This is a genomic window from Flavobacterium pygoscelis (genome assembly GCF_023162025.1).
In the GTDB taxonomy this organism is placed as follows: Bacteria; Bacteroidota; Bacteroidia; order Flavobacteriales; family Flavobacteriaceae; genus Flavobacterium; species Flavobacterium pygoscelis.
In genome coordinates this window covers 1-25,431 of sequence record NZ_JALNUB010000007.1, presented here as the reverse complement: position 1 = coordinate 25,431, position 25,431 = coordinate 1, and the positions used below count along the sequence as shown (strand labels likewise).

The following is a 25,431-nucleotide window of genomic DNA, read 5'->3' as shown; positions in this document are numbered from 1 at the left end:
TTTTGGTTTTAAAAAAGAGAATTTTATTTTAATTTTGTTTTTGTAAAAAACATATTAAACTTATAATCAGCATTTTAACTTAAAATAAAAAAAAGCAATAAAGTTTAAAACTCTATTGCTTACTATCTCAAAATTTTAGTTGTTATTTAAAAAACTATAAATCCTTAATTACAAACTCACTTCTTCTATTCAATTCATGTTGTTCTTCGTCACATGAATTTTCTGGAATGCACTTAATTATAGGAACAGATTCTCCATAACCTTTAGATATTAGTCTATTTTTTTTAATTCCTTGCTCTAATATATAATTTTTAGTTGCATCGGCTCTTTTTTGAGAGAGATCTGCATTAAATTTTGCATTTCCTCTATTATCTGTATGAGAACCAATTTCTACAACCATATCTGGATATTTATTCATCAACTCTACAATGCGATTCAAAATTCTTTTTGATTCTTTACGAATGTACCACATATTGTAATCAAAATAAATAGGATCCGTTTTAATAATCAATCTATTTTTATCTTTAATAACATCATTTTCTGCCGCCATAATAGAAGCTGTCTTTTCTTTTTTGTTAGAAATTTCAAGCTCTGATGCTTTCTTATCTGCAATTATTTTTTCGGTTTTTAGTTGTTGTGCAGCCAAAACATCTGCCATTTTTTTAGATTTAAGTGCAATAGCATCCTCTTTTTTCTTTTGAGTTAAAGCAATACTTTCTTCTTTTTTTCTTTGTTGAATTTCAATAGCATCAGATTTCCTTTTTTGTTCAATAGCAATTAATTCAGCTTCTTTTAATTGTTGTGCTACTAATAAATCTTTAGCTTTTTGCTGTTCATCCGCTAATTCTTGCTCTTTTTTAATAATTTCCAAAGATCGAATTCGCATAGAACCATCATTCAATTGATCTCTTTCGGAATTGATTTGTAATTTCTTACTATTGTCAGTATAATTTTCTTTGCTAACAAATAAAGAATACTTTGCATCACAGGGAACATTAAAACTAAATTTACCATCTAATGAAGTAACCATTTTATCAATCTCTTGATTTAAATCATTTTTCAAAATAAGGATAGCATTCTCTAAAACTAAATTTGAATCAACATCTGTTATTGTACCAGCAATATATTGTTTACAATCTTCAATTATTAAATCTTTAATTTCTTTCAACGAATAAATATCATCTTTACCCTTGCCTCCTATTCTATCAGATGAGAAATAACCTAGTTTAGAATCAGAGTCTATATAAAATGCAAAATCATCAAAACCTGAATTTACAGGTAATCCGACGTTTTCTGGTTTAGAATAAGTTCCATCTTCCAATTTCGAAACAAAAATATCCAATGCACCAAAACCCTCATGTCCATTTGATGAGAAATATAATTTGTTGTCTTTGGAAATAAAAGGAAATTGTTCTCTTTTTGAAGTGTTTATTTGATCTCCTAAATTGATTGGTTTTCCATAATTTGATCCATTTATAGAAACGCTAAAAATATCAAATGATCCCAAAGTTCCCGGCATATCTGAAGCGAAATATAATGTTTTTTCATCTGTGCTTAACGCAGGATGTTCTACTGAATAATTAGCGTTATTAAATGGCAATGAAACGATATTTGTCCATTTGCTATTAACTAATTCAGCTTTAAAAATTTGAATTGTTGAAATTTTATCTTCATTTTTAGCTCTTCTGCCATTGTTTGAATTGTTTCTGGTAAAATACATTGTTTTACCATCTTTTGTAAAAATAGCATTTGACTCATGCATTCCAGATTTCAAATCATTCGAAAAATTTGTAACAATTGAATCTGTAACGACACTATTTTTTAGAGGAATACTAACTAAATTTAAATAAGATTCATTGTTCCACTTGTAGGTTTTATTAAATAAATTTGGATTCATTTTTACAGCAGCAAATACTAAATGATCTCCATAAATAACAGCTCCAAATTCTGAATTAATTGTATTAAAGGTCATATTCTTAATTTCAAACCGATCGCCAATTGCTAAAACATTTTTTAATGTTATGATTTCTTTATCTAATTTCTCTATCGCTTTTGTATTGTTAGATTCTAAATAGAAATTTCTTAGGACAGTGTTTGCTTCTGTGTATTTTCCTTTTGCTTTTAAGGTTTGCGCATATCGGAAATAAAAATCTTCGTCTAAATCTTTTTTGTTGCTTAAAAGAGAATATTGTGTGAATGCTTTATCGTATTGATTTGTATAATAATAACAGTCTCCTAAATTTTTGATTAGTGTAGCATTATTATTTTTTAAACTCAATTTTTCATAAATAGGAATTGCATCGCTATAATATGTTTTTTCGAACAAACGATTTGCCCTTTGCAGATCCTGTTGTTGCGCCTGCATAAATTGCATTGAAAATAGGATTAGAAGTATATATATTGTTTTCATATGAAGAGACTTGTTTGTTAAGAAAGTTACTGGTGTTTTATTATTGGTTTAATAAACACATAAGTATATAATTTTAAAAAAATCTTGGTGATTTGTCGTAGCCTTTTCCTAGAAAATCTAAATTATACAATAGTACAATTTCATGAGAACCAGAATTAAATTGACTTAAATTAGAAACCGTGTAATCATAAGAATAACCAATTCTTAGATTACGAGTTACATTAACATTCATTAACACACTTACAGCGTCATTAAATCGGTATGCTGCACCAAGCTCAAACTTCTCATTATACAATATGTTTGCTGTCAAATCAATTGATACTGGCGCACCTTTTACAAATATTGCCATGAATGCTGGTTTAAATTTAAAGTCTTGATTAATATCAAAAACATAACCTCCAGTAAAATAAGTATGAATTTCTTCTGGACCGAAAGAATTAATAGCTTTAGTTGATTTTATATCTTTTGAGGAAAGTAAATTAGGCGCTGATATTCCTAGATAATAATTATCAGTAAAATAAAAAGCTCCAGCACCGATATTTGGTAGTGTTTCATTAACATTATTCATAAATGCAAGGTCAGTAGATACATCACCACTATTTAAAACAAAACCATTAAAATTGGTACTTATCGTTCTGAATCCTGCTTTCAAACCAAATGAAAGTTTTTCCTTTTTACTTAGTCGAATTGAATAAGCAAAATCAGAAAAAAAATTGGTTTCTTTCTTAGCGCCATCACCTATATCATCTGAAATTAATGAAAAGCCACCTTCTATCTTATCATTTAGAGGAGTGTGAGCAAATAAACTAAAAGTTTTTGGTGCTCCCTTTATACCTGACCATTGGTATCTGTACATACTTCCTAAATTAAGAATTAGAGGAGTAGCCGTCGAATAGGCAGGATTTATCACACTCATATTATTCATATATTGTGTAAAATGAGGATCCTGTTGTGCGTTTGCCTTAAAAATAGTAAGGAAAAAAAATACAAAAAATATTGTTTTCTTCATTAGAATAGATTTTAAAAATAAAGGATTATCGATTTAAATAAAGTTGACCTTGTCTAGGAGATAAGTTGTCTTTATTATAATTAATAATATAAAAATAGACTCCTGTTGGTGCATCGCCATTTATAAAACTTGAATTAGAGTTTTTTCCATCCCACGCAGGTTTACTACTATTCCCTTTGAATAGCACATTACCATATCTATTATAAATTTCTAAGGAGAAATTAGGAAATAAATATTCGATATCTCTAATTTCAAAAGTATCATTAATACCATCTCCATTTGGAGAAAATCCATCAGGAATAATTAATCCATCAGGAGTTATATTACAAGAGCTTAGAGAAACAGTTACTTCTAAAGGAAGTGAAACGCATTTTGTAGTATTGTTATAATCTATACCATAATAAGTTACTCCTTCTACAAGCAAATCAGTGTTGCTTAAAGCATTAACTTTATTGGAAGAATTATACCAAGTTAATGTTCCAGTGAAATTGGTATTGTCGGTCAAATTTTGAATCGTAGGTTTGTCAGCTCCACAAAACAACTGACCATCTGAATTTAAAATTGGTATAGGCACGCTATTTATTAGTACATTAATTGAGGTAGCGTTTGATTGACAACCTGTAATACCATTTAATTCTCTTAAAAAATAAGTACCCGTTACTAAAGGAGTTGTTGGTAATAATGATTGGGTACTAGTGGCAGAATTATACCATTTATACTGTAATCCATTAGGTACCAAATTAGCAACAGTATTTAAGTTTTCCTTACAAAACGCTTGATCTAAAGCTGTTGGAGTAGCAGGAATAGGCAGTACATTAAAGTTTTGACTCAAAGAAATTGTTGTTTTAGAACAATTTGTTACTCCATTTGTAATATCATTTAGAGTTAAAGTATAGGCACCCGTAGTGCTTAGTTCAGATCCTAATATAGCAAAAGTAGTATTTCCTCCAACTACATTTAACGATTGCGTTTGAAAATTAGTAGATTTAGAAGGAGACAAAAGTGTATAATCAAACAAAACTTTTGTCAAAAGCCCTAATCCAGAAACTTCTACAATCATAGGTTGATTTGGACAAACATCTTTTACTACAAATCTCAGTGAAGAGATATCTGGAGTATCATTAACAGTAAAATTGGTTATTTTATTCATTAAAAGTGTACAACCACTTATGCTATTAGTGATTGCAGAAATAGTAAAATTACTTACACCAGCAGTAGTAAGATTGGTTGGTGAAATAGTAAAATTTACCTTTCCGTTTACAACATCCAAAGAAATCGTTTGAAGATTAACAGTATTTTTACCTGTAATAGTATAACTAAGATCAATTTTATTTAATGATTGCAAACCTTCTAATTCTATAGTAGCACCTTGTCCAAGACATACATCTTTAATAATTACAACCAAATTTAATGCATCTGGTAAAGGTTTTACATCAAAAAATTGACTTAATATGGGTGCAGTAAAACAGTTAGTAACAGCATTAGTAATTCTATTAATTACCAATGTTGTAGAGCCAGAATTAGCAATAAGAGTAGAAGGAATTTTAAAGAAACCTACTCCATTTGTAATGCGAAGCAAATCTGAAATTCCACTAGCCGTGTTTGTACCATTCAAACTGTAAAGAATGTTATAATCACCATCTGCTAAGTTTGAAGGACCTTCAAAGTTTACAATTACATCTGAAGAAGGACAAACAGCGTCAATTCTTAATACTGCATTGTTAATTTCTGGTGATATATAAACTTGTACGTTTGCTGGTTTTAAAACTGATTCACAACTAGTTGTTAGATTTTTTTCTTTTACAAAATAAGTCCCTGTATTTAATACGGTAGTATTAGGTAAAGGTGTAGTGCTTGTATTAGAATCAAACCACTGATATTGGTTACCTTGAGGTATTAATTGAGCAACAGTTGCATTTTCAGATTCACAAAATTTCAAATCAGTAGTTGTAGGATCTGGAAGAGCATAAACAGTAAAGATTTTTATTTTATTTAAACTAATCATACAACCTGTGATTGCATTAGTTACACTTAGAATAGTAAAAGTAGTATCACCTGATAAAGAAATTTTACTTGAAGGAATTGAAAATGTACCTTTTCCTAAAGCTACAGGAAAAGTCACCAGCGTAGTTCCGGCAATATTGCTTCCTGACAAATCATAACTAACGATAACAGAAGTTAAATTTCCTAAACCAGTTACATTTACTTCTGTTTCTTGATTTATACAAACATTTTCAACTGTAATATTTAAACTAGGTAGATCTAAACGAGGATTTATAATAAGATCACCATTAAGAGTAGCTGTGTTAATACAACCAGTAGTTGTGTTTATTATTTTAGAAATTGTAATTTTTGTTGTCCCACTTTTACCTATAAATGCAGCAGGAATAACAAAGGAAGAAATTCCTCCAACAACATCTATGGTTGCAGGTACTCCGTTTAAAATATTACTTCCACTTAGGTTATAAACAATATCATACAATCCATCAGAAAGATTTGATGTTCCAGAGAATTGAACTATAGCTTCATTATCTTGACAAATTGGAGCAAGTGTTAATGTTGCGTTATCTATTTTTGGAATCGGAGTGATCTTAATAATTGCTGAAAAATTAGGAATAATATTGTTACAAATACCTAGAGTATTTGCACTAACAATATTAGTAACAGTTATGGTATAATCTCCAACTGATGAAAAATTATTAGGAGCAATTGGAAAAATTAAAACATTATTTACAAAATCTTGTGTCGTTGTCATTGAATTTGCTGCTCCTGATACCGTATAGGTTATTGTATAGCGACCATCTGGGATATTGACAACATCACTAATACGTGCCTGAACTAATGTTCTACCTATATCACTTTCGCAAATTGAAGAGTTGACGGTTAAAACAGCTCCTGTATAATCTAATAATCGCTCAATTGTAATATCGACATTTGAAGTTTGATTTTGACATACATTATTATCTGTGAAGGCGGTATAAGTAAATCGATAGGTTCCAGGTCCTCTAGTATTGTAAATATTTTGTACATCAATAAAAGAATCATTCGGATCAGTATTATCAATTTCATTCGTTGTATTTTCTGTCCACATTCCTCCAGCATCTTCTCCTTGTAATCTATCGTTTAAATTTAAATTAGTGTAGGCACTTAATTGATTAGAACATACCAATAAATCATTAGGAATACCAGATTGCGGAGATCTAAAAACGGTAATATATACTTTTACATCTGGTGTAGCTGGACATGAACCAATGGCACTTATAGAATAGGTATATTCGTAAGTTACTCCATCACTCAAGTTTATTGCATTCAATAAATTACCGCTCAATCCAGTATTAGTAGTATTTCCAAACCAAGTACCGCCTCTTTGAGGTTCTAAAAAATTTCCATTAAAAGCTTCAAATAAATTATAGGCAGATTTAGTTGTACAAATAGAAACGTTAGGTCCTGCTACTCCTGTATATCCACCAATTGTTACGGTTACAACAGCAGTATTATCAGCACAACCTGGTACACCACTCACTGTATAGGTGTAATTATAAATACCGCTTTTCTTTATTAGTTGTGCGTTTAAGATTCCGGTGTTCTTATCCAGACCTCCTGATTTATTAGTATCAGTCCAGATACCACCAGTAAGAGGACTACCTCCCAAACCAGCAAAAAGATTAATTGTTTTACTACTGGGATTGGCTATATCACAAACATCACTTAGTACTCCATAATCACCAGCACATTGTGCAGTTGTATTTATGGAAAACAGTAATAGAAACAAAAGTGTTAAAAAGCCATTAAATTTTGAAGAGAAAAGTAATTTTCGAGTCATAATTTGTTATTATTTACTCAAAAATATACTTTTTTTATTTAATTATACGTTTAATATTACTTTTATATTAATTTTTTGTTAAAATAAAAAAAATTAAATAAACAAAAAAAGCCTCACATTGCTGTGAGGCTTTCTATATTCAAAAAATTTCAAGAAATTATTTTTTCTCTGATTTTTCCATTTTAGCTTTCAATGCTGCTAATACATCATTGTTATCACCTAAAGTTGCAGCTGGTGCATTTGTAGATGAAGATGCAGAAGAAGTATTTTCAGTAGCTGTTTTCACATTTTTCTCTTCTTCTTCACGGAAGATAGCAGTGTGAGAGGCAACTACTCTTTTGAATTCTTTGTTGAATTCGATTACTTTGAAATCAGCTGAATCACCTTTTTTCAATTTCTTACCATCTTCTTTTTCAAGGTGACGAGTAGGAATGAAAGCAACGATATCATCTCCGAATTCTACAGTAGCTCCTTTGTCAACAATTTCAGAGATCTCTCCGTTGTGGATAGTTCCAACAGCGAATGAATCTTCATACTGATCCCAAGGATTAGCAGTAGTTTGTTTGTGACCTAAAGATAATTTACGTCCGTCAACATCTAATTCTAATACTACTACATCAAGTTTTTCACCAACATTTACAAATTCAGATGGGTGTTTGATTTTCTTAGTCCAAGATAAGTCAGAGATGTAAATTAATCCATCAATTCCTTCTTCTAATTCTACGAAAATACCAAAGTTTGTAAAGTTTCTAACGATACCTGTATGTTTAGAACCTACTGGGTATTTAGAAGTAATGTCAGTCCAAGGATCTTGAGTCAATTGTTTGATACCTAATGACATTTTACGGTCATCTCTATCTAAAGTTAAGATAACAGCCTCAACAACATCACCAACTTTTACGAAATCTTGAGCAGAACGTAAATGAGTAGACCATGACATTTCAGAAACGTGGATCAAACCTTCAACACCTTCAGCAACTTCGATAAATGCACCGTAATCAGCGATTACAACTACTTTACCTTTTACTTTATCTCCAATTGCTAATTTAGCATCTAGAGCATCCCAAGGGTGAGCGTTTAATTGTTTCAATCCTAATTGAATTCTTGTTTTCTCATCATCGAAATCAAGGATTACAACGTTTAATTTTTGATCTAATTCAAGAACTTCAGATGGGTGGTTGATTCTTGACCAAGAAAGGTCAGTAATGTGAATCAATCCATCAACTCCACCTAAGTCAATAAAGACACCGTAAGAAGTAATGTTTTTAACAACACCTTCTAATACTTGACCTTTTTGTAATTGACCTATGATTTCTTTTTTCTGAATTTCGATATCCGCTTCAATAAGCGCTTTATGTGAAACAACAACGTTTTTGAATTCGTGGTTGATTTTCACAACTTTAAATTCCATCATTTTGTTTACGTATACATCATAATCTCTAATTGGTTTAACATCAATTTGAGATCCTGGTAAAAACGCTTCAATTCCGAAAACGTCAACGATCATACCACCTTTAGTTCTGCATTTTACAAAACCATTAACGATTTCTCCTGTTTCGTTAGCCGAAATAACTCTATCCCAAGATTTGATAGTACGTGCTTTTCTATGAGATAAAACTAATTGACCAGTTTTGTCTTCACGGATGTCGATTAATACTTCAACAGTATCACCTACTTTTAATGCTGGGTTGTAACGGAATTCGTTTAATGAAATAACACCTTCCGATTTTGCGTTGATATCAACGATAACGTCTCTATCTGTAATTCTAACAACTGTACCATCTACCACTTCTTCTTGATCAGTAGCGATAAAAGTTTTTGAAACTAGTTCTTCGAATTCTAATAAGTTTTTCTCATCAACAGCATCAATACCTTCTTCGAAATTGTGCCAGTTAAAATTTGCTAAAAACTCTTCTTGTGATTTTACTTGTTCAGACATGCTGATTAAAAATTTGTATTCTGTATTCTCTCGAGTTTCTTAAAGCGTTAGAAAACAGCAGAAGTTGTTTGTATAATTAGTTGAACCCTAAAGGAAACTCTTATTCACCAAAAGGTTTGCAAAAGTAACACTTTTATATTTATCTGCAAAATATTTAATCAATCATAATTTACAAGAAATCAAAATTTAACTCATTGACTATCAATACTAAATATAAAAAGAATTAGAAGCGAATTATCGAGGCTTTTTCAGGTCTTAAAATTCCCGCTTTTCACTGTATCTTTTTTCTAGTTTCCAGCCCTCGAAAGGCTGTAAACAAGAAAAAAGGATGCCGTTTCAATCGGGGCTAAATCAGGTTTTATTATTCTATGTTTTGAAAAATTCCTCAATTAGATATTATAATAGAACGCTTCTAGGCTTCAAAAGGCTGGTTGGTTCTTGTAATACGCATCATTAAGACATAAAAAAACCGATAACTTAAAGTAGTTATCGGTTTTTTAAATTTTTAATGTGTAAAACCTTCCAGCGCTTTTGGATCGTGTTTATGTTTGAACAAAACGGCAAACGCAATGGCGATAATCAAAGCATAAATAGCAAAAGTCAACCATATCGTGTGCCAATCTTTCATGAAAATTTCTTTGCTTAGTAGTCCATCAGTAGTAATTGCATTTCCTTGGCTTTTTATAAACTCTACCATTTTGGGATTAGTAGTTTCGGTCTGAAGAAAACTGGCTAAGTCTGTAGTGTTAGTAAATGATTTTGTGAAAAATTTATCAATAGCCCATCCAGAGGTTAAACTACCAAAAATAGCTCCTACTCCATTGGTCATCATCATAAATAATCCTTGAGCCGAAGAACGGTTTTTTGCATCAGTATTACTTTCTACAAATAAAGATCCGGAGATATTAAAAAAGTCAAACGCCATTCCATAAACCACACACGACATAACGATCATCCATAAACCAGTTGTTGGGTTTCCATAAGCAAATAATCCGAAACGCAATACCCAAGCCAACATACTGATTAACATAACTTGTTTAATTCCGAATCGTCTTAAAAAGAAAGGAATTGCCAATATAAATAAGGTCTCAGAAACCTGAGAGATAGACATGATAATTGTGGAATAAGTAACAACAAAGGAATCTGCATATTTAGGAAAATGCTTAAATTCATCCAAGAAAACATCACCATAAGCATTCGTCAATTGCAAGGCTCCTCCTAAAAACATAGAGAAAACAAAAAACAACGCCATTTTATAATCGGCAAAAAACTTAAATGATTCTAACCCTAATGTTTCCATTAGCGAAGCATTTTCTTTAGATAATTTTTGTGGTTTACATTTTGGTAATGTAAAGGAATAAATACCTAAAATAAATGCGGCTAATCCAGCAATATAAAACTGGTACTCAGTAGCTTTATTACCACTTAAATTGGTTATCCACATCGCAGCTATAAATCCTATTGTTCCCCAGACTCTTATAGGAGGAAAATTACTGACAATATCTTTGTTATTGAGCTTGAGTGCAGTATAAGAAATAGAATTACTTAAAGCAATCGTTGGCATATAAAAACACATAGCCAAAAGCATAATGTAAATAAAAGTCTCTGGAGTTGAAACTTGCGGTATGTAAAATAGAACTACCCCATATAAAACATGAAGAATACCGTATAATTTCTCGGCATTGATCCATCTATCAGCCATTATTCCTGTTAAGGTTGGCATGAATAAAGAAGCAATTCCCATTGTTCCAAACACAAGGCCAAATTGTGTTCCGTCCCAATTCTTAGTACCAAACCAATAATTTGCAATTGTAATCAACCAAGCTCCCCAAACAAAAAACTGAAGAAAACTCATTATTATCAATCTATTTTTAATTCCCATGTGATGAATTGTTTTTTATTTTAAAAAAATAACAGGGCGTAAATCTACTATTTAAAATGAAATTTACAACTATTTATATCGATTTAGTGGTATCATTTACCAATTCTAAAACAACATCAAATTGCTCTTTACGATTCAGATAGGAATTATCAATCTCTACAGCATCATTAGCCATTACCAAAGGAGAATCTTCACGATTGGTATCGATATAATCACGCTCTTCTACATTTTTTAGCACTTCTTCAAATGTAACATCATCTCCTTTTGCAACAAGTTCATCGTAACGTCTTTTTGCTCTGGTTATTGCGCTCGATGTCATGAATATTTTAAGCTCTGCCTCAGGAAAAACTACCGTACCAATATCTCTTCCATCCATAACAATCGCTTTGTCTTTTCCCATTTCTTTTTGCTGTTCGACTAGTTTAGCACGAACCTCAGAAACTTCGGCTACTTTACTCACAAAACGAGAAACTTCTATCGTTCTGATTTCAGTTTCAACATTTACGTCATTCAAATACATTTCGGCAAAACCTAAATCAGCGTTAAATTTGAATTGTAATTTAATAGATGGTAAGCTTTTTATCAAGGATTCTTTATCGAAAAATTCAGTACTGATTAATTCATTTTGCATAGCAAAAAAAGCTACAGCACGATACATCGCTCCTGTATCTACATAAACATATCCTAAGTAATTAGCCAGTTGCTTTGCTAAAGTACTTTTTCCAGTTGATGAAAATCCATCAATAGCGATAGTGATTTTTTTATCCAAAATTTAAATTTTAAAGTTTTATGTTATAAGAGAATATTTATTGAAAATTAATGGTCAATCCAAAAAGACTTGTATTTCCAGCTATTGTATACTTAGAATAGGAATAATTAAATTTAAGCTTATTCAATTTAAGTCCAAATCCCAATGATACTCCAGAAAAGTTACGCTGCTCTAAAATACGCAATTCTTCAGCTCTTCTAAAATTATATCCAAGACGCAAATTAAATGTTTTTTTAGGAAAAAGTTCAATCCCCATAATTACATGACGTAATGCGTTATTAAAAAATGACACTTTTTCAGGTGTTACTTTTCCGTCAATTGCGGCTTCTGCTCTTTCTGGATTTGCAAAAGCAATTTTCCATTGTTGCAAATTTTCCAATGTGAGATGCCATCGAATAGGCACATTTTCTAATTCCTGAGATACACCTGCAATAATTTCCAGTGGTAGTTTTTCATTGACATCATTATAAGTAGAAAATTGTGTTCCAATATTTCGGATAGCTAAAGCCCAATTTATGTCATTTGCTTCATCAACATACAAAGCGCCAATATCTAGTGCTCCACCAAAAGAGTGATAGGTTTCTAAATTAGAGGAAATCAATTTAGCACTCGCTCCAAGATGAATAGCTGTAAAAGGAATATTATAAGCATAACCAAAAGAAACTGCTATTTCACTTCCTGTAAATGAATTTGTATACAGCCCATTTTCATCATACCCATCAAAACTACCATAATTTACATAATTTATACCTGCCTGAAAAGTTTGTAAATGCTGATCGTAAGTATAGGCATAAGACGCTGTACCATAAGTAACTTCCTTAAAATAGCTTCCGTAATTTAAGGCCAAATGATTATGCATTTCTGTATTTATAGTTGCCGGATTAAACTGTGCTTGATTTACATCTTCATCATAGATGGTAATTACTTTACCTCCCAATGAAGCTTGTCTTGGCGAGGTAATTAAATTCAAAAACTGATAAGTATACTTACCTCCTATTTGACTGTAAGAAACAGTACAAATAAAAAGTAAAACGTATAATAAAGTTTTTTTTAGCATGCTTTAAAAGGAGCATTTTAGGATAGGAAAACGCATTTGCGAAGATAAAATTATAAATCTAAACTAAATCAAAAAAAAACTCTAAATTCCAATCCTTAAAATTAAGTTTGGAATTTAGAGTTTGTTAATTAAGATTACTTTAGCTATAAATCTTTAGCATTTTTTACATTCTGATCGGTTAGCGCAAACTGTAATACTTCGCTCATTTCCTTTACATAATGAAAAGTTAATCCTTCAAGATATTCTGCTTTTATTTCATCAATATCACTTTTATTTTCATGACACAAAATAATTTCTTTAATATTTGCTCTCTTAGCAGCTAAGATTTTTTCTTTAATACCACCAACAGGTAAAACCTTTCCACGTAAAGTAATTTCGCCCGTCATAGCTAAGTTTTTCTTTACTCTTTTTTGAGTAAAAAGAGAAACAAGAGATGTTAACATCGCAATTCCGGCGCTTGGTCCATCTTTTGGAGTGGCTCCTTCTGGAACATGCAGGTGAATGTTATACTTAGCAATTTTTTCTGAATCTAGTCCTAAAAGTTTCGTGTTTGCTTTGATATATTCTAGAGCAATAGTGGCCGATTCTTTCATTACATTTCCTAAATTCCCTGTAATTGTCATCGTACCTTTTCCTGGCGAAAGTAGTGATTCTATAAAAAGTATATCCCCACCAACTGAAGTCCATGCCAATCCAGTCACAACACCAGCAACATCATTACTTTCGTATTTATCCCTTCCTAATCTTGGAACTCCTAATACTTTTAAGATATCTTCATCAGTAACTTTTTTATTATACTCTTCTTCCATTGCAAGAGATTTGGCAGCATTTCGGATCACTTGTGCAATTTTAGCTTCAAGACCACGAACACCCGATTCCCGAGTATAACCTTCAACGATTTTTTCTAATTGTTTTTTTCCAATAGTTAAATCTTTTAAAGTCATTCCGTGTTCTTTCAATTGTCTTGGAAACAAATGCTGACGCGCAATTTCTACTTTTTCTTCAATGGTATAACCAGACATTCTAATGATTTCCATTCTGTCTTGCAAAGCAGGCTGAATGGCTGCCATATTATTAGAAGTGGCAATAAACATTACTTTAGATAAATCATAACCCATTTCTAGGAAATTGTCATAAAAAGAATTGTTTTGCTCGGGGTCTAAAACTTCAAGTAATGCCGATGATGGATCACCACTGTGACTATTTGATAATTTATCGATTTCATCTAAAACAAAAACCGGATTTGATGTTCCCGCTTTTTTCAAACTTTGTATTATTCTTCCAGGCATTGCCCCAATATAAGTCTTTCTATGACCTCTAATCTCCGACTCATCGCGCAAACCACCTAGAGAAATACGAACATATTCTCTTCCTAAGGCTTCAGCAATAGAACGACCAATTGAAGTTTTACCAACACCTGGAGGTCCTGTCAAGCAAATAATTGGTGATTTCATATCATTTCGCAGTTTTAAAACGGCCAAATGTTCAATCATTCTTTTCTTCACATCTTCGAGACCAAAATGATCTTTGTCTAGAATTTTTTGAGCTCTTTTTAAATCAAAATTATCTTTAGAAAATTCATTCCATGGCAACTCTAAAAATAATTCTAAATAATTTCTTTGAATCCCAAAATCTGGTGCCTGCGGATTCATACGACGCATTTTTGACAATTCCTTTTCAAAATGCTTTTTCGTTTTCTCATCCCATTTCTTAGACAATGACTTCTGCAACATTTCGTCCATTTCCTCATCCTGAGATACACCACCTAATTCTTCTTGGATGGTTTTCATTTGTTGGTGAAGAAAATATTCGCGTTGTTGTTGGTCTAAATCAAAACGCACTTTAGATTGAATATCGTTTTTAAGTTCCAATTTTTGCAACTCAATATTCATATGTCTTAAAGTTTCTAGCGCCCTATCCTTAAGATGATTTATTGCTAATAACTCCTGTTTTTCTTTAACAGACAAATTCATGTTTGAAGTAACAAAATTGATCAAAAAAGATTGACTCTCAATATTCTTGATTGCAAAAGTTGCTTCGCTTGGAATGTTAGGACTTTCTTTAATAATCTGAATTGCTAATTCTTTGACAGAGTCGAGTATTGCTATAAATTCAGTATCATTTTTCTTAGGTCTTTTTTCTGGAACTTCCTTAATTTTGGCAGTGAGATAGGGTAATTCTTCAACAACAGATTCGATTTCAAATCGTTTTTTCCCTTGAAGTATCACCGTAACATTTCCGTCAGGCATTTTTAGAACTCTCAAAATACGAGCAACTGTTCCTATTCTATGAATATCATTTTTTGTTGGGTCTTCGTCTTCCTCATTAATTTGAGCAACAACACCAATCGTTTTACCTGCTGCATTTGCATCGTTTATCAATTTAATTGATTTATCACGTCCTGCTGTAATTGGAATAACTACTCCAGGAAATAAAACCATATTACGCAGTGGTAAAATAGCCAACAATTCAGGTAAAGCTTCGTTATTCATTTCCTCCTCGTCTTCTGGAGTTAATAGTGGAATTAAATCTGCTTCCGAATCAAATTCTTGAAGTGACAGATTGTCAATAGTAAGTATTTTATGATTTGACATATATTGTTTTAAGTCTTTTTGTCATTAAAAAAAATCAATCTTTAAGCAAATATAAGATTTCAAAGTAGTCTAATATAATAAAATCTTAGTTTAACACTCATTATTTGCTAATGGCTAAAAGAGACAATCTCTATGCCAAAATATTGTCCTTATCAACTATTTAAAATAGTACAAACAATTATTAATGTTAGCATCAAGTAAATATATTAATCCCTTGAAAATCTGATAAAAGAAAATTAAAAGTTTAATTTTATAAACTGTAACAAACAATAAAAAAGTGCGTCTTTATAATAAATTACAACTAACTGTTTGAGTTTAGAACAAGAGAATATCGAAAAACTGATTTTGCTTTGTAAGCAAAAAAGCCAAAAAGCACAATGCGAAGTTTATAATCGCTATGCTAAGGCTATGTACAATGTTTCCTATAGAATTGTAAAAGATGCCCATTTTGCTGAAGATGTAATGCAAGAAGGTTTTTTAAAAGCTTTTAATAAAATAAGCGATTTTAAACAAGAGGTTAGTTTTGGCGCATGGCTGAAAAGAATTATTGTTAACTCGAGTATTGATTTTTATAAAAAAAATAATCAATTTAAAACGGAAGATTTTGATACTGCCCTTTATAAAAAAGAAGAAAATGAAATTGATATTTCAGATGATGATTCCTTCAATAATTTAAAAGTACAACAGATTTTAGAAACTATTAATTCATTAAAATACAGTTACAGAATGATTTTGACACTGTTTTACATAGAAGGATATGATTCTGAAGAAATTAGTGAAATATTAAATATTAGCTATGCCAATTGTCGAACTACATTAAGTAGAGCAAAAGATTGTTTAAGAAAAAAATTAGGTGAGATATGAAAAAGGAAAATAAAAAAATAGACAACTTATTTCAAAAACTGGAGCATCAATGGGATATCGCAGAACTAGAGAAAGATCATGGCGAGAGATTTTTAAATAAATTAAACACTAAAAAACAATCAAAAAAATATTTTTTTCCACTTACAATTGCTGCTTCAATAGCCGTTTTATTAGGAATATTTGTTTTCTACACAAGCGAAGTAAAATCTAAAGAGTTTCAATTTGCATCAAAAGAAACAAGACAGACCGATTCTATTTTTAGTGTAATCATACAAAAAGAATTAGATAAAATAAAAAAAAAAAAATCTCCTGAAAATAAAAAAATCATTACTGATGCATTAAAACAAATGAAGGTTTTAGATCAGGATTATGATAAAATACTTCAAGAATTAAAAACCAATGGAGAAAGTAAGCAAATTATTTATGCCATGATTAGCAATCTTCAAACAAGAATTTCCTTCTTGCAAACAGTTTTACAACATATTGAAGAAAATGAACAATCTAAACAAATTCATGATGAAAAAACAATATAAAATACTGCTCTTGTTTATCATGTTTCCTTTTGTTGCATTTTCTACAGAAAATGATTTTAACTATTCAAAACAAAAAAATATTAACAAAGCTTATTATGTAAACTCAGGTGCTACACTATATATCGATAATTCCTATGGTAATATTTCTGTTACAACTTGGAACGAAAATATAATAGAACTTGACATTAGTATTAAAGTAAGTGGTGATAATGAAAATTGGGTAAACCAGCGCATAAATGATATAAATATTGATATAAATGCATTAAAAGGTATGATTTCAGCCAAAACTATACTAGGAAATTCTAGTGCGAAAAATAAAGGTAGAAATAATAGTTTTGAAATTAACTACACATTGAAAATCCCTAAAAACGCAAGTGTAAAACTCAATAATAAATACGGAAATATAAGTACTACTGATCTATACTCCTTATCAGAAATTAATTGTAAATATGGCAAAATAAATTTAGGAAAATTATTCAGTACTAGTGCAATACAAATTGATTATTGTTCTAATTCTAGTATTGATTTTTTTAAATATGGTACGATAAATGCAAAATATTCTAATTTGAAAATTAATCAAGTTGGAAAAATAGATTTGATTTCAGACTATACCGATATTGAAATAATTGAAAGTGATGTTGTAAAATACAACAGTAAATATGGTAAAATTAAAATTAAAAATGTGCAATCATTAGATGCCTCCGGAAATTATTTGACAATTAGAATAGGAGAAGTATTTAATCAATTAAAATTAAACACAAAATACAGCTCTTTAAAAATTGAAACTATAAATGATAAAGCAAATAGCATAAATATTATTTCTGGATATACAGGAATAGATATAGGATATGATAGCAATTTTGCTTTTGATTTTACTATCGATTTAAAATATGCAAATTTTAATCATAGTAATGAACTAGAAATTAATTCAAAAGAAGAAATTTCTAATTCAAAAAAATATATGGGATTTTACAAGAAAAAAGGAATCAATAATATTACTATAATCTCCGATTATGGGAACGTATCATTAACAAATAATCATTAATCAATAATCACAAAATCATGAAAAAATCAATTTATTTACTAGTTGCATGTACACTTTTAGCAACAACAATGGTTCAAGCTCAATGGAAGTCAAATCAAGGAATTAAAGGAAATGGAAATGTTATTTCTGAAAAGAGAACCACTTCCTCTTACGATAAAATTTCTGTAATAGGTTTTTTTGATGTCGAATTAGTTTCTGGAAAAGAAGGAGACATTACAATAAAGGGAGAAGAAAATTTGCTACCGCACATTATAATTGAAGTAGTAAATCAAGAGTTAAAAATTACCACAGAGAAAAACAAGAACATCAATACAAGTAAAGGAAAAAAAATTGAGATAAAAGTTCCTATAGAAACTATGAATCAAGTTTCATTGACTGGCTCTGGTGATATTACATCAAAAAAACTTATAAAATCAGACTCGTTTGTTATTATATTAACCGGCTCAGGTGATATAAAATTAAGCGTTGAATCACAAAACGTCGACCTAAATCTTACTGGATCAGGCGACATTGTACTCAATGGTAAGACAGAAAATATAACTAGCAACTTAAACGGATCTGGAGATATCAAAGCAAGTAGTCTATCAGCAAAGAATGCTAAAGTTACAGTTTCTGGTTCAGGTGATAGTTCAGTTTCTTGTTCAGAAAGTATTCATGCTAGAGTAAATGGATCAGGTGATATCAAATATATAGGAGATCCACAAAACAAGGACACTAAAGTAAGTGGTTCTGGAAGCATAAAAAAAGTATAAATATAAATTAGAATGGAGATTTTAAAAAAGGTGTTTTATTAATTTAAAACACCTTTTTTTGGTACTCTATTTAGTAAAACTACAGCAATTACAAAAAACACAGCTAAAGACGCTATTCCAAATCTTGGACTTCCTGTTGTTTGATCAATTATACCATAAACCAACATTCCTATTACAATTCCAATCTTTTCAGCTACATCATAAAAACTAAAAAAGGAAGCGGTATCTTCTGTCTCAGGTAACAATTTCGAATAGGTAGAACGAGATAGCGATTGTATTCCTCCCATAACAAAACCAACAATTGTTGCCATAACATAAAATTCTAGCGGTTGGCTTATAAAGAATGCTCCCACACAAATTAATACCCAAAATCCATTTATAAATATCAAAGTAGGTATGTTTCCAAATTTTTCTGAAGCTTTTGAAGTAACCAAAGCTCCAATAATAGCTACTAATTGAATTAATAAAATACATATTATTAATCCTATGGTACTTTCTTCTTTAGAGGACCAAGCAATTTCTTGAGCTCCAAAATAAGTAGCTACTAACATAGCCGTTTGTACAGCCATACTCGACACAAAAAAGCTTCCTAAATAACGCTTTAAAACAAGATTAGCTTTCAAAATAGACCATACTTTTTTTAATTCTTTAAACCCATTAAAGATAACATGATGAGTCACTTTTTGATTCTTATTTTTATTCCCTTTAGGCAAAAAATAGTAAGAATATTGGCTAAAAAGAATCCACCACACTCCCACCATTACAAACGAATAGCGCATCGCCTTCATAGCAGCTTCACCATCAGTACCTGTTATATTAAAAAGTTTTGGTTTCATTATCATTGCTAAATTAATAACTAATAAAATGACACTTCCAATATATCCCATAGAATAACCTTTGGCGCTAATTTTATCCTGCTGTTCAACAAAAGCAATATCTGGCAAATAAGAATTATAAAAAACTAAACTTCCCCAATAGCCAATTAAACCAAAAAAATAAAATACTAGTCCAACATAAATATTATCTAAATCAAACCAATATAATCCCATACAGGATAAAGCTCCTAAATAACAGAAGAATTTCATAAAAGCTTTTTTATTACCCACATAATCTGCAATACCAGATAATAGTGGAGATAGAAAAGCTACAAGCAAAAATGCAACGGCAGTAACAAAGCTAATTAAAGCAGAATTCTTTAAACTAAAACCCAATACAGTGATATAATGACTTCTATCAGAAAAAAGAGCTTCATAAAAAATAGGAAAAACTGCTGAAACAATTGTCAGTGTATAAACTGAATTTGCCCAATCGTAAAAAGCCCAAGCATTTAATAATTTCTTATTCCCTTTTGGTAAATCTGCCATATCATTATTTTTTTTGCGAATTTATCCAATATTATTTAAAAAACTAATTTTTAAGTATTAACAAATTCTTTCTAATATTATTTACTTTAAATAAAAAAGGCTACTCTCATTTGAGAATAGCCTTTTAAAATTTTTATACAGAATATTATTTTATAATTCCAACCTTAGCCGCAGTTGCTTTTGCTTCTGGAATTAATGCTTGTAAGTTTGCAATTCTGGTCGCATCTGATGGGTGAGTACTCATAAATTCTGGTGGAGCTTGACCTGAAGACTGTGCTGCCATTCTAGACCAAAAAGTAATTGATTCCTCTGGGTTGTATCCTGCAATAGCCATTAAAGTTAAACCTATTTTGTCTGCTTCTGTTTCATGATTTCTACTAAAGGGTAACATCACTCCAACTTGAGAACCAATACCATAAGCTTGACTCCAAATTTGTTGTGTTTGTTGACTTTTTCCAGAAGTTGCAACTGAAACTCCAGCTCCAACAATTTCTTGTAATTGTGAAGCACTCATACGTTGTGCTCCGTGGTTTGCCAATGCGTGAGAAACCTCATGTCCCATTACAGTTGCTAAACCAGCATCATTCTTAGTCACAGGCAAAATCCCTGAATACACCACAATTTTTCCTCCTGGCATACACCAAGCATTTACTTCCTTACTATCAATTAATTTATATTCCCAACGATAGTCTTTTAAATATTCACCTTGACCTAAATATTTCAAATATTTTTCAGCTGCTGCTTTAATTTTCATTCCAACAACTTCCACTTTTTTAGCGTCAGCAGTACCACTAATAACTTTATTTTCTTTCAAAAAAGTTCCATATTGTTGAAAAGCAGACGGAAACAGCTCACTATTGGAAACTAAATTTAAAACTTTTTTACCTGTAATAGGGTTAGTTGCGCAAGAATACACTAAGACTAGCATCAGTATCCCTAAAAATATATTTTTTTTCATAATCTAATTTTTATTATTAAAGCAAATATACAAGTATTATAAATTTAATTATTTACATAATTAAAAAATAAAATTTCAAAATTATAGTTATTTTAAGAGTGAAAGAGAACATTATAAAGTACTTTAATAGAACTAATAAAAACAATCTAGATAAAAAAATTTTTAGTAATCATTTTTTTAAATGATTAGTATTTTATAATCATATAGTTAAAATGAGTATTTATTTTGAGTAAAATTAATAATAAATAAAATTCTAAAGTAAGAATCTAAGTAACTTATATCTGTTAAATTGCAAATTCAATTAATAATATTATTTGTACTTTAAAATATAATTTCGGATAAAAACTCAAAATATATTTTGTAAATAATCATTTAGATTAAATTTTATTTTTCTGGTAAAATGTTAAGAATGATTAGAAAAACTGATAAAAACAGTACTTTTATATTTTTTAAGAATTATAAAAATATAAAATCGCATAAATAAATCTTATGACAAAGAAATCTTCCGTTCATACTCAAGCTTTAAAAATTCCCAAAATAATTTTAGTAACCAGTAAAATAATCGCTTCTATATCACCCAAACTAATTACACTATTTGCAGCAAGACTCTTTACTTCTCCTATAAAACATAAAGTGCCAAAGAGAGAATTAGAAATGGAGCTTAAAAGTCATCAAAAAACAATTTTAATACCATCAATTAACAAAGAAGTTGTTTTGTATCAATATGGAGAAAGTCAAAAAAAAGTTTTATTAGTACATGGATGGTCAGGCCGTGGTACTCAATTATTTAAAATTGCTGATGAACTGCAAAAAGTTGGTTATTCTACTGTTAGTTTTGATGCTCCAGCACATGGAAAATCTCCTGGGAAAATGACCATAATGACTGATTTTATAGAAACAATTTTAGAAATCGATAATCAATTAGGCCATTTTGAAGCCGCAATTGGTCACTCTTTAGGAGGAATGTCAGTTCTTAACGCAATAAAAAAAGGATTGAAAGTAAATCATGCAGTTGTAATTGGTAGTGGAGATATTGTAGAAGATATAATGGATGATTTTGTGGCTAAATTAGAGTTAAATCCGAAAATAAGTAAATTGATACAATTGCATTTTGAAAATAAATATGGCATTGAAATGAATAGTTATTCGGCATATTTAGCTGCTGCTAAAACTGACATTCCAGTTTTAGTAATCCATGATCAAAATGACCCTGAAGTACCAGTAAAAGCTGGAATTCATATTCATGAAAATTTAAAAAATGGAGAATTAATGCTTACAGAAGGATTAGGTCACCGAAAAATTCTTGGAAATACAGCTGTAATTGAAAAAACAATTCAGTTTATTAATTCATGAAGATTATAATTAAAAAACTTTAACGCAAAAAAGATGAAATATCAAATTGAAAAATCAGAAGATGAATGGAAATCAGAACTTGGAGAAGAACGCTATAGAATTCTTCGTAAAAAAGGAACTGAATATCCACATACAGGAAAATATAATTTAAACTTTGAAAAAGGAACTTACTGCTGTGGAGCATGTGGAGAACCTTTATTTGAAAGTAATACTAAGTTTGATGCGCATTGTGGATGGCCTTCATATGACGAATCAATTGCTGAAAAAGTAGAATACATTTCTGATGTAACTCATGGCATGAAACGCACCGAAATACTATGTGCAAATTGCGGAAGCCATTTAGGTCATGTTTTTGATGATGGACCTACAAAAACCGGACAACGTTATTGTGTAAACTCTCTATCAGTTGATTTTAAAGAAGAATAATTATGGATTTATTTGGAAAATCAAATGATTGGGCAGAAAAGCTAGAACCTATTCTAAAAAAATATAAAGGCAAAAAGCATCCATTAGAGTATCAAAATTTATATCAGTTAGTGGTGATGGTAGTGTTATCTGCTCAAGATTCTGATGCAAATATAAACACCATCGCTCCTCCATTATTTAAAGTTTACCCTAATATGGAAAGTTTAGCTATTTCCAATGTAGAAGCGATAATTTCGTATATATCGAAAGTTAAAAATTTTGGAAATAATGCGCGTTGGTTAATAGAAATTTCAAAAATAATTAAGAAAGACAGCAATATTCCTCTAACAATGGATGGTTTGATCGCGCTAAAAGGGATTGGAAGAAAATCAGCCAATGTTATTATGAGAGAAGCAAAAATGCCAGCAGTAGGTGTCATAGCTGATTTACACGTAATACGAGTTGCACCCAGAATTGGATTAATAACAGAAACCAAAGATGGCATTAAAGCTGAGAAACAATTAATGCAAGTGCTTCCACAAGAAATTTGGGGCAAAATTGGGATGGCTATTTCTTTCCTCGGAAGAGAAATTTGTAGACCAATACCCAAATGTATAGAATGCCCAATTAAGGAAATTTGTCTTTATTATTCAAAAATTATAAAGTAACAAATAGGCCTAAGCTTAAATTCTAAAATAAATCCTCTTATATAAAAGAAGATTTAAATTCTGGTTTTACTCTTTTTTTAGAAGCTTGTTCATAAGCGTAACCAATTGCTATTAATGTATTTTCAGTATAGGGTGTTCCAAAAAAAGAGAGACCTACTGGTAAATTATAAACAGTACCGCAAGGAACGGTAATATGAGGAAAACCACTAATTGCAGCTGGTGTAGTTAATGAATACTCTCCCCAGCGATCTCCGTAAATAGTATCTATGCTACAAGTTGGCCCCATGGTTATACCACAAATAGCATCTAATTTTTTCTCTCTAAAAATAGCATTTAAAATATTTTTACTAGTATAATGACTTTTTTCTAAAGCTTCTAAATATTTTTTATCATCCAAATCAGTTTTCGCATTTGAACTTTCTAATAATTCTTGTTTAAAATATGGCATTGCTTTATCTTCATTATCATTATTAAACTTAATGACATCATTCAAATTTTTTACTTTTGAATTTGCAGAAGCTAAATAACCATTTAATCCCTCCTTAAATTCAAATTGTAAAACCTCAAATTCAGAATTGCTTAAAGAATTAATTTCATCTAAATAATCAATTTCAATTATTAAAGCACCTTGTTTTTTTAAAAGTTCTAAAGTCTCTTCAAAAAGAGCGTTAACATATTTGTTAGTTCCTTGTTTTTTTTTCTCTACCCCAATTCTCTTTCCATTTAAAGCATTTATATCTAAAAATTTAGTGTAATCGGTAAAACTTTTCCCTCTGCTCTCTTCGGTAACTGTATCATTTGAATCTATAGCTGCTAATACTCCTAATAAAATGGCGGCATCATGAACCGTTCTAGCCATAGGACCTGCCGTATCTTGTGTTTTAGAAATAGGTATTATTCCCGTTCTACTCACTAAACCAACAGTTGGTTTAATACCTACAACACCGTTTACAGAAGCAGGACAAACAATAGAACCGTCTGTTTCAGTTCCTACTGAAACTACACACAAATTTGCAGATACAGCTGCTCCTGAACCTGCACTTGAACCACAAGGATTATGATCTAAAAAATATGGATTTTTAGTTTGACCACCTCTACTACTCCACCCTGAACAAGACTTTGTGGAACGAAAATTAGCCCATTCACTTAAGTTAGTTTTTCCTAGTATTATAGCTCCAGCTTCTCGCAACTTAGTAACAATAAAAGCATCTTTTGAAGCAATATTTCCTACTAAAGCTAATGATCCCGCTGTAGTTTGCATTTTATCAGCTGTATCAATATTATCTTTAATTAAAACTGGAATACCGTGTAAAGGACCTCTTTTTTTATTAGATTTCAATTCTGAATCCATAGTTTTTGCAATAGATAATGCATCAGGATTCAATTCAATTACAGAATTTAATTTGGCTCCTTTATTGTCAATACCTTCAATACGTTGCAAATACAACTTAACTAATTGTTCAGAACTATATGTACCAGAACTCAACTTTTCTGTTAAACTACTTATTGTTTCTTCATCTAACTCAAAAGGTTCGTATGATTGAAATATATTATCCGTGTTATTATCTTTATTTTTATTTTCACATCCAGAAATTAAAAATGTAGATAAACCTGCTGATGCTAAAGTAGCGGTAGTTAAAAAAGCTCTTCTTTTCATAAATAAAATATAGACTATATTAATAATTTAAACAATTAATCAAATCTAGTTTATATTTAGTAATTTTTAAAATTTATAATTAAAAAATCACTTTAATTAGTTAATTTATTCATTAATAAATAAATTTTAATAATAATTAAAACAGGCTCAATATTTTAATTACAAATAGAAGATTAAAATGGGGATTTGATATAAAACAAAAAACCCTTCATCGATAGATGAAGGGTTTTTAAAGAAAGGCGACGACATACTCTCCCACATAACTGCAGTACCATCTGCGCAGGCGGGCTTAACTACTCTGTTCGGGATGGGAAGAGGTGAGCCCCGCCGCAATAACCACCTTAAGGTC

Annotated in this window: 18 protein-coding genes and 1 rRNA gene; 7 read left to right on the top strand and 12 right to left on the bottom strand. The window is 30.5% G+C overall.

Annotated elements, in window-relative coordinates; all coding sequences use genetic code 11:
- Positions 1-154: 154 nt before the first annotated feature.
- The 8 genes from MW871_RS11850 to lon all read right to left on the bottom strand — a co-directional run bounded on the left by MW871_RS11850 (position 155) and on the right by lon (position 15,483).
- On the bottom strand, positions 155-2,410 hold the full coding sequence (locus tag MW871_RS11850) for an OmpA family protein (protein ID WP_248428736.1): 2,256 nt from the start codon (positions 2,408-2,410) through the stop codon (positions 155-157).
- A gap of 73 nt (positions 2,411-2,483) precedes the next feature.
- On the bottom strand, positions 2,484-3,419 hold the full coding sequence (locus tag MW871_RS11845; RefSeq protein ID WP_248428734.1) for a PorP/SprF family type IX secretion system membrane protein: 936 nt from the start codon (positions 3,417-3,419) through the stop codon (positions 2,484-2,486).
- Positions 3,420-3,444: 25 nt separating this feature from the next.
- Positions 3,445-7,242, bottom strand: coding sequence for a T9SS type B sorting domain-containing protein (locus tag MW871_RS11840; RefSeq protein WP_248428733.1), 3,798 nt, complete (start codon positions 7,240-7,242; stop codon positions 3,445-3,447).
- Between the two features lie 157 nt (positions 7,243-7,399).
- Positions 7,400-9,181, bottom strand: a complete 1,782-nt coding sequence (rpsA, locus tag MW871_RS11835; protein WP_188051060.1) for a 30S ribosomal protein S1 — start codon at positions 9,179-9,181, stop codon at positions 7,400-7,402.
- A 505-nt stretch (positions 9,182-9,686) separates the two neighbouring features.
- Positions 9,687-11,063, bottom strand: coding sequence for a nucleoside permease (locus MW871_RS11830; protein ID WP_248428731.1), 1,377 nt, complete (start codon positions 11,061-11,063; stop codon positions 9,687-9,689).
- A gap of 73 nt (positions 11,064-11,136) precedes the next feature.
- Positions 11,137-11,832, bottom strand: coding sequence for a (d)CMP kinase (gene cmk, locus MW871_RS11825; RefSeq protein ID WP_248428730.1), 696 nt, complete (start codon positions 11,830-11,832; stop codon positions 11,137-11,139).
- Positions 11,833-11,869: 37 nt separating this feature from the next.
- The gene (porQ, locus tag MW871_RS11820) at positions 11,870-12,889 is read right to left on the bottom strand and encodes a type IX secretion system protein PorQ (RefSeq protein WP_248428727.1); all 1,020 of its coding nucleotides are present in this window, start codon (positions 12,887-12,889) and stop codon (positions 11,870-11,872) included.
- A gap of 143 nt (positions 12,890-13,032) precedes the next feature.
- Positions 13,033-15,483, bottom strand: coding sequence for an endopeptidase La (lon, locus tag MW871_RS11815; RefSeq protein ID WP_210646604.1), 2,451 nt, complete (start codon positions 15,481-15,483; stop codon positions 13,033-13,035).
- Positions 15,484-15,792: 309 nt separating this feature from the next.
- Here lon and MW871_RS11810 point away from each other — a divergent pair, with 309 nt between their 5' ends.
- Genes MW871_RS11810 through MW871_RS11795 form a run of 4 tightly spaced genes read left to right on the top strand, consistent with a single transcriptional unit; the run spans position 15,793 to position 18,677 of the window.
- Positions 15,793-16,347, top strand: coding sequence for an RNA polymerase sigma factor (locus MW871_RS11810; RefSeq protein WP_248428725.1), 555 nt, complete (start codon positions 15,793-15,795; stop codon positions 16,345-16,347).
- Positions 16,344-16,880 (top strand): anti-sigma factor, encoded by a 537-nt coding sequence (locus MW871_RS11805; protein ID WP_248428723.1) that lies wholly within the window; start codon positions 16,344-16,346, stop codon positions 16,878-16,880. Before MW871_RS11810 ends, MW871_RS11805 begins: the two co-directional genes overlap by 4 nt.
- Positions 16,840-17,925: a hypothetical protein gene (locus tag MW871_RS11800; RefSeq protein ID WP_248428722.1), complete on the top strand. Its 1,086-nt coding sequence runs from the start codon at positions 16,840-16,842 to the stop codon at positions 17,923-17,925. The genes MW871_RS11805 and MW871_RS11800 overlap by 41 nt, the downstream gene beginning before the upstream one ends.
- A 17-nt stretch (positions 17,926-17,942) precedes the next feature.
- Positions 17,943-18,677 carry a head GIN domain-containing protein gene (locus MW871_RS11795; RefSeq protein ID WP_248428720.1) on the top strand — a complete coding sequence of 245 codons (735 nt, stop codon included), beginning with the start codon at positions 17,943-17,945 and terminating at the stop codon, positions 18,675-18,677.
- A gap of 38 nt (positions 18,678-18,715) precedes the next feature.
- On the opposite strand, the gene MW871_RS11790 is transcribed toward MW871_RS11795, so the two are convergent.
- Together MW871_RS11790 and MW871_RS11785 are read right to left on the bottom strand one after the other, a co-directional pair.
- Positions 18,716-20,041 (bottom strand): MFS transporter, encoded by a 1,326-nt coding sequence (locus MW871_RS11790; protein WP_248428718.1) that lies wholly within the window; start codon positions 20,039-20,041, stop codon positions 18,716-18,718.
- A gap of 145 nt (positions 20,042-20,186) precedes the next feature.
- Positions 20,187-20,999: a M48 family metallopeptidase gene (locus MW871_RS11785; RefSeq protein WP_188051070.1), complete on the bottom strand. Its 813-nt coding sequence runs from the start codon at positions 20,997-20,999 to the stop codon at positions 20,187-20,189.
- 489 nt (positions 21,000-21,488) lie between these two features.
- Between MW871_RS11785 and MW871_RS11780 the strand changes: the two genes are divergently transcribed.
- Genes MW871_RS11780 through MW871_RS11770 form a run of 3 tightly spaced genes read left to right on the top strand, consistent with a single transcriptional unit; the run spans position 21,489 to position 23,425 of the window.
- Positions 21,489-22,352, top strand: coding sequence for an alpha/beta hydrolase (locus MW871_RS11780; protein ID WP_188051071.1), 864 nt, complete (start codon positions 21,489-21,491; stop codon positions 22,350-22,352).
- Positions 22,353-22,385: 33 nt separating this feature from the next.
- Entirely contained in the window at positions 22,386-22,778 is a 393-nt protein-coding gene (gene msrB, locus MW871_RS11775) for a peptide-methionine (R)-S-oxide reductase MsrB (protein WP_248428717.1), read from the top strand.
- A gap of 2 nt (positions 22,779-22,780) precedes the next feature.
- Positions 22,781-23,425 (top strand): endonuclease III domain-containing protein, encoded by a 645-nt coding sequence (locus tag MW871_RS11770; RefSeq protein ID WP_248428715.1) that lies wholly within the window; start codon positions 22,781-22,783, stop codon positions 23,423-23,425.
- 37 nt (positions 23,426-23,462) lie between these two features.
- On the opposite strand, the gene MW871_RS11765 is transcribed toward MW871_RS11770, so the two are convergent.
- Positions 23,463-25,082, bottom strand: coding sequence for an amidase (locus MW871_RS11765; RefSeq protein ID WP_248428714.1), 1,620 nt, complete (start codon positions 25,080-25,082; stop codon positions 23,463-23,465).
- Positions 25,083-25,316: 234 nt separating this feature from the next.
- A 5S ribosomal RNA gene (rrf, locus tag MW871_RS11760) occupies positions 25,317-25,426 on the bottom strand.
- Positions 25,427-25,431 lie beyond the last annotated feature (5 nt).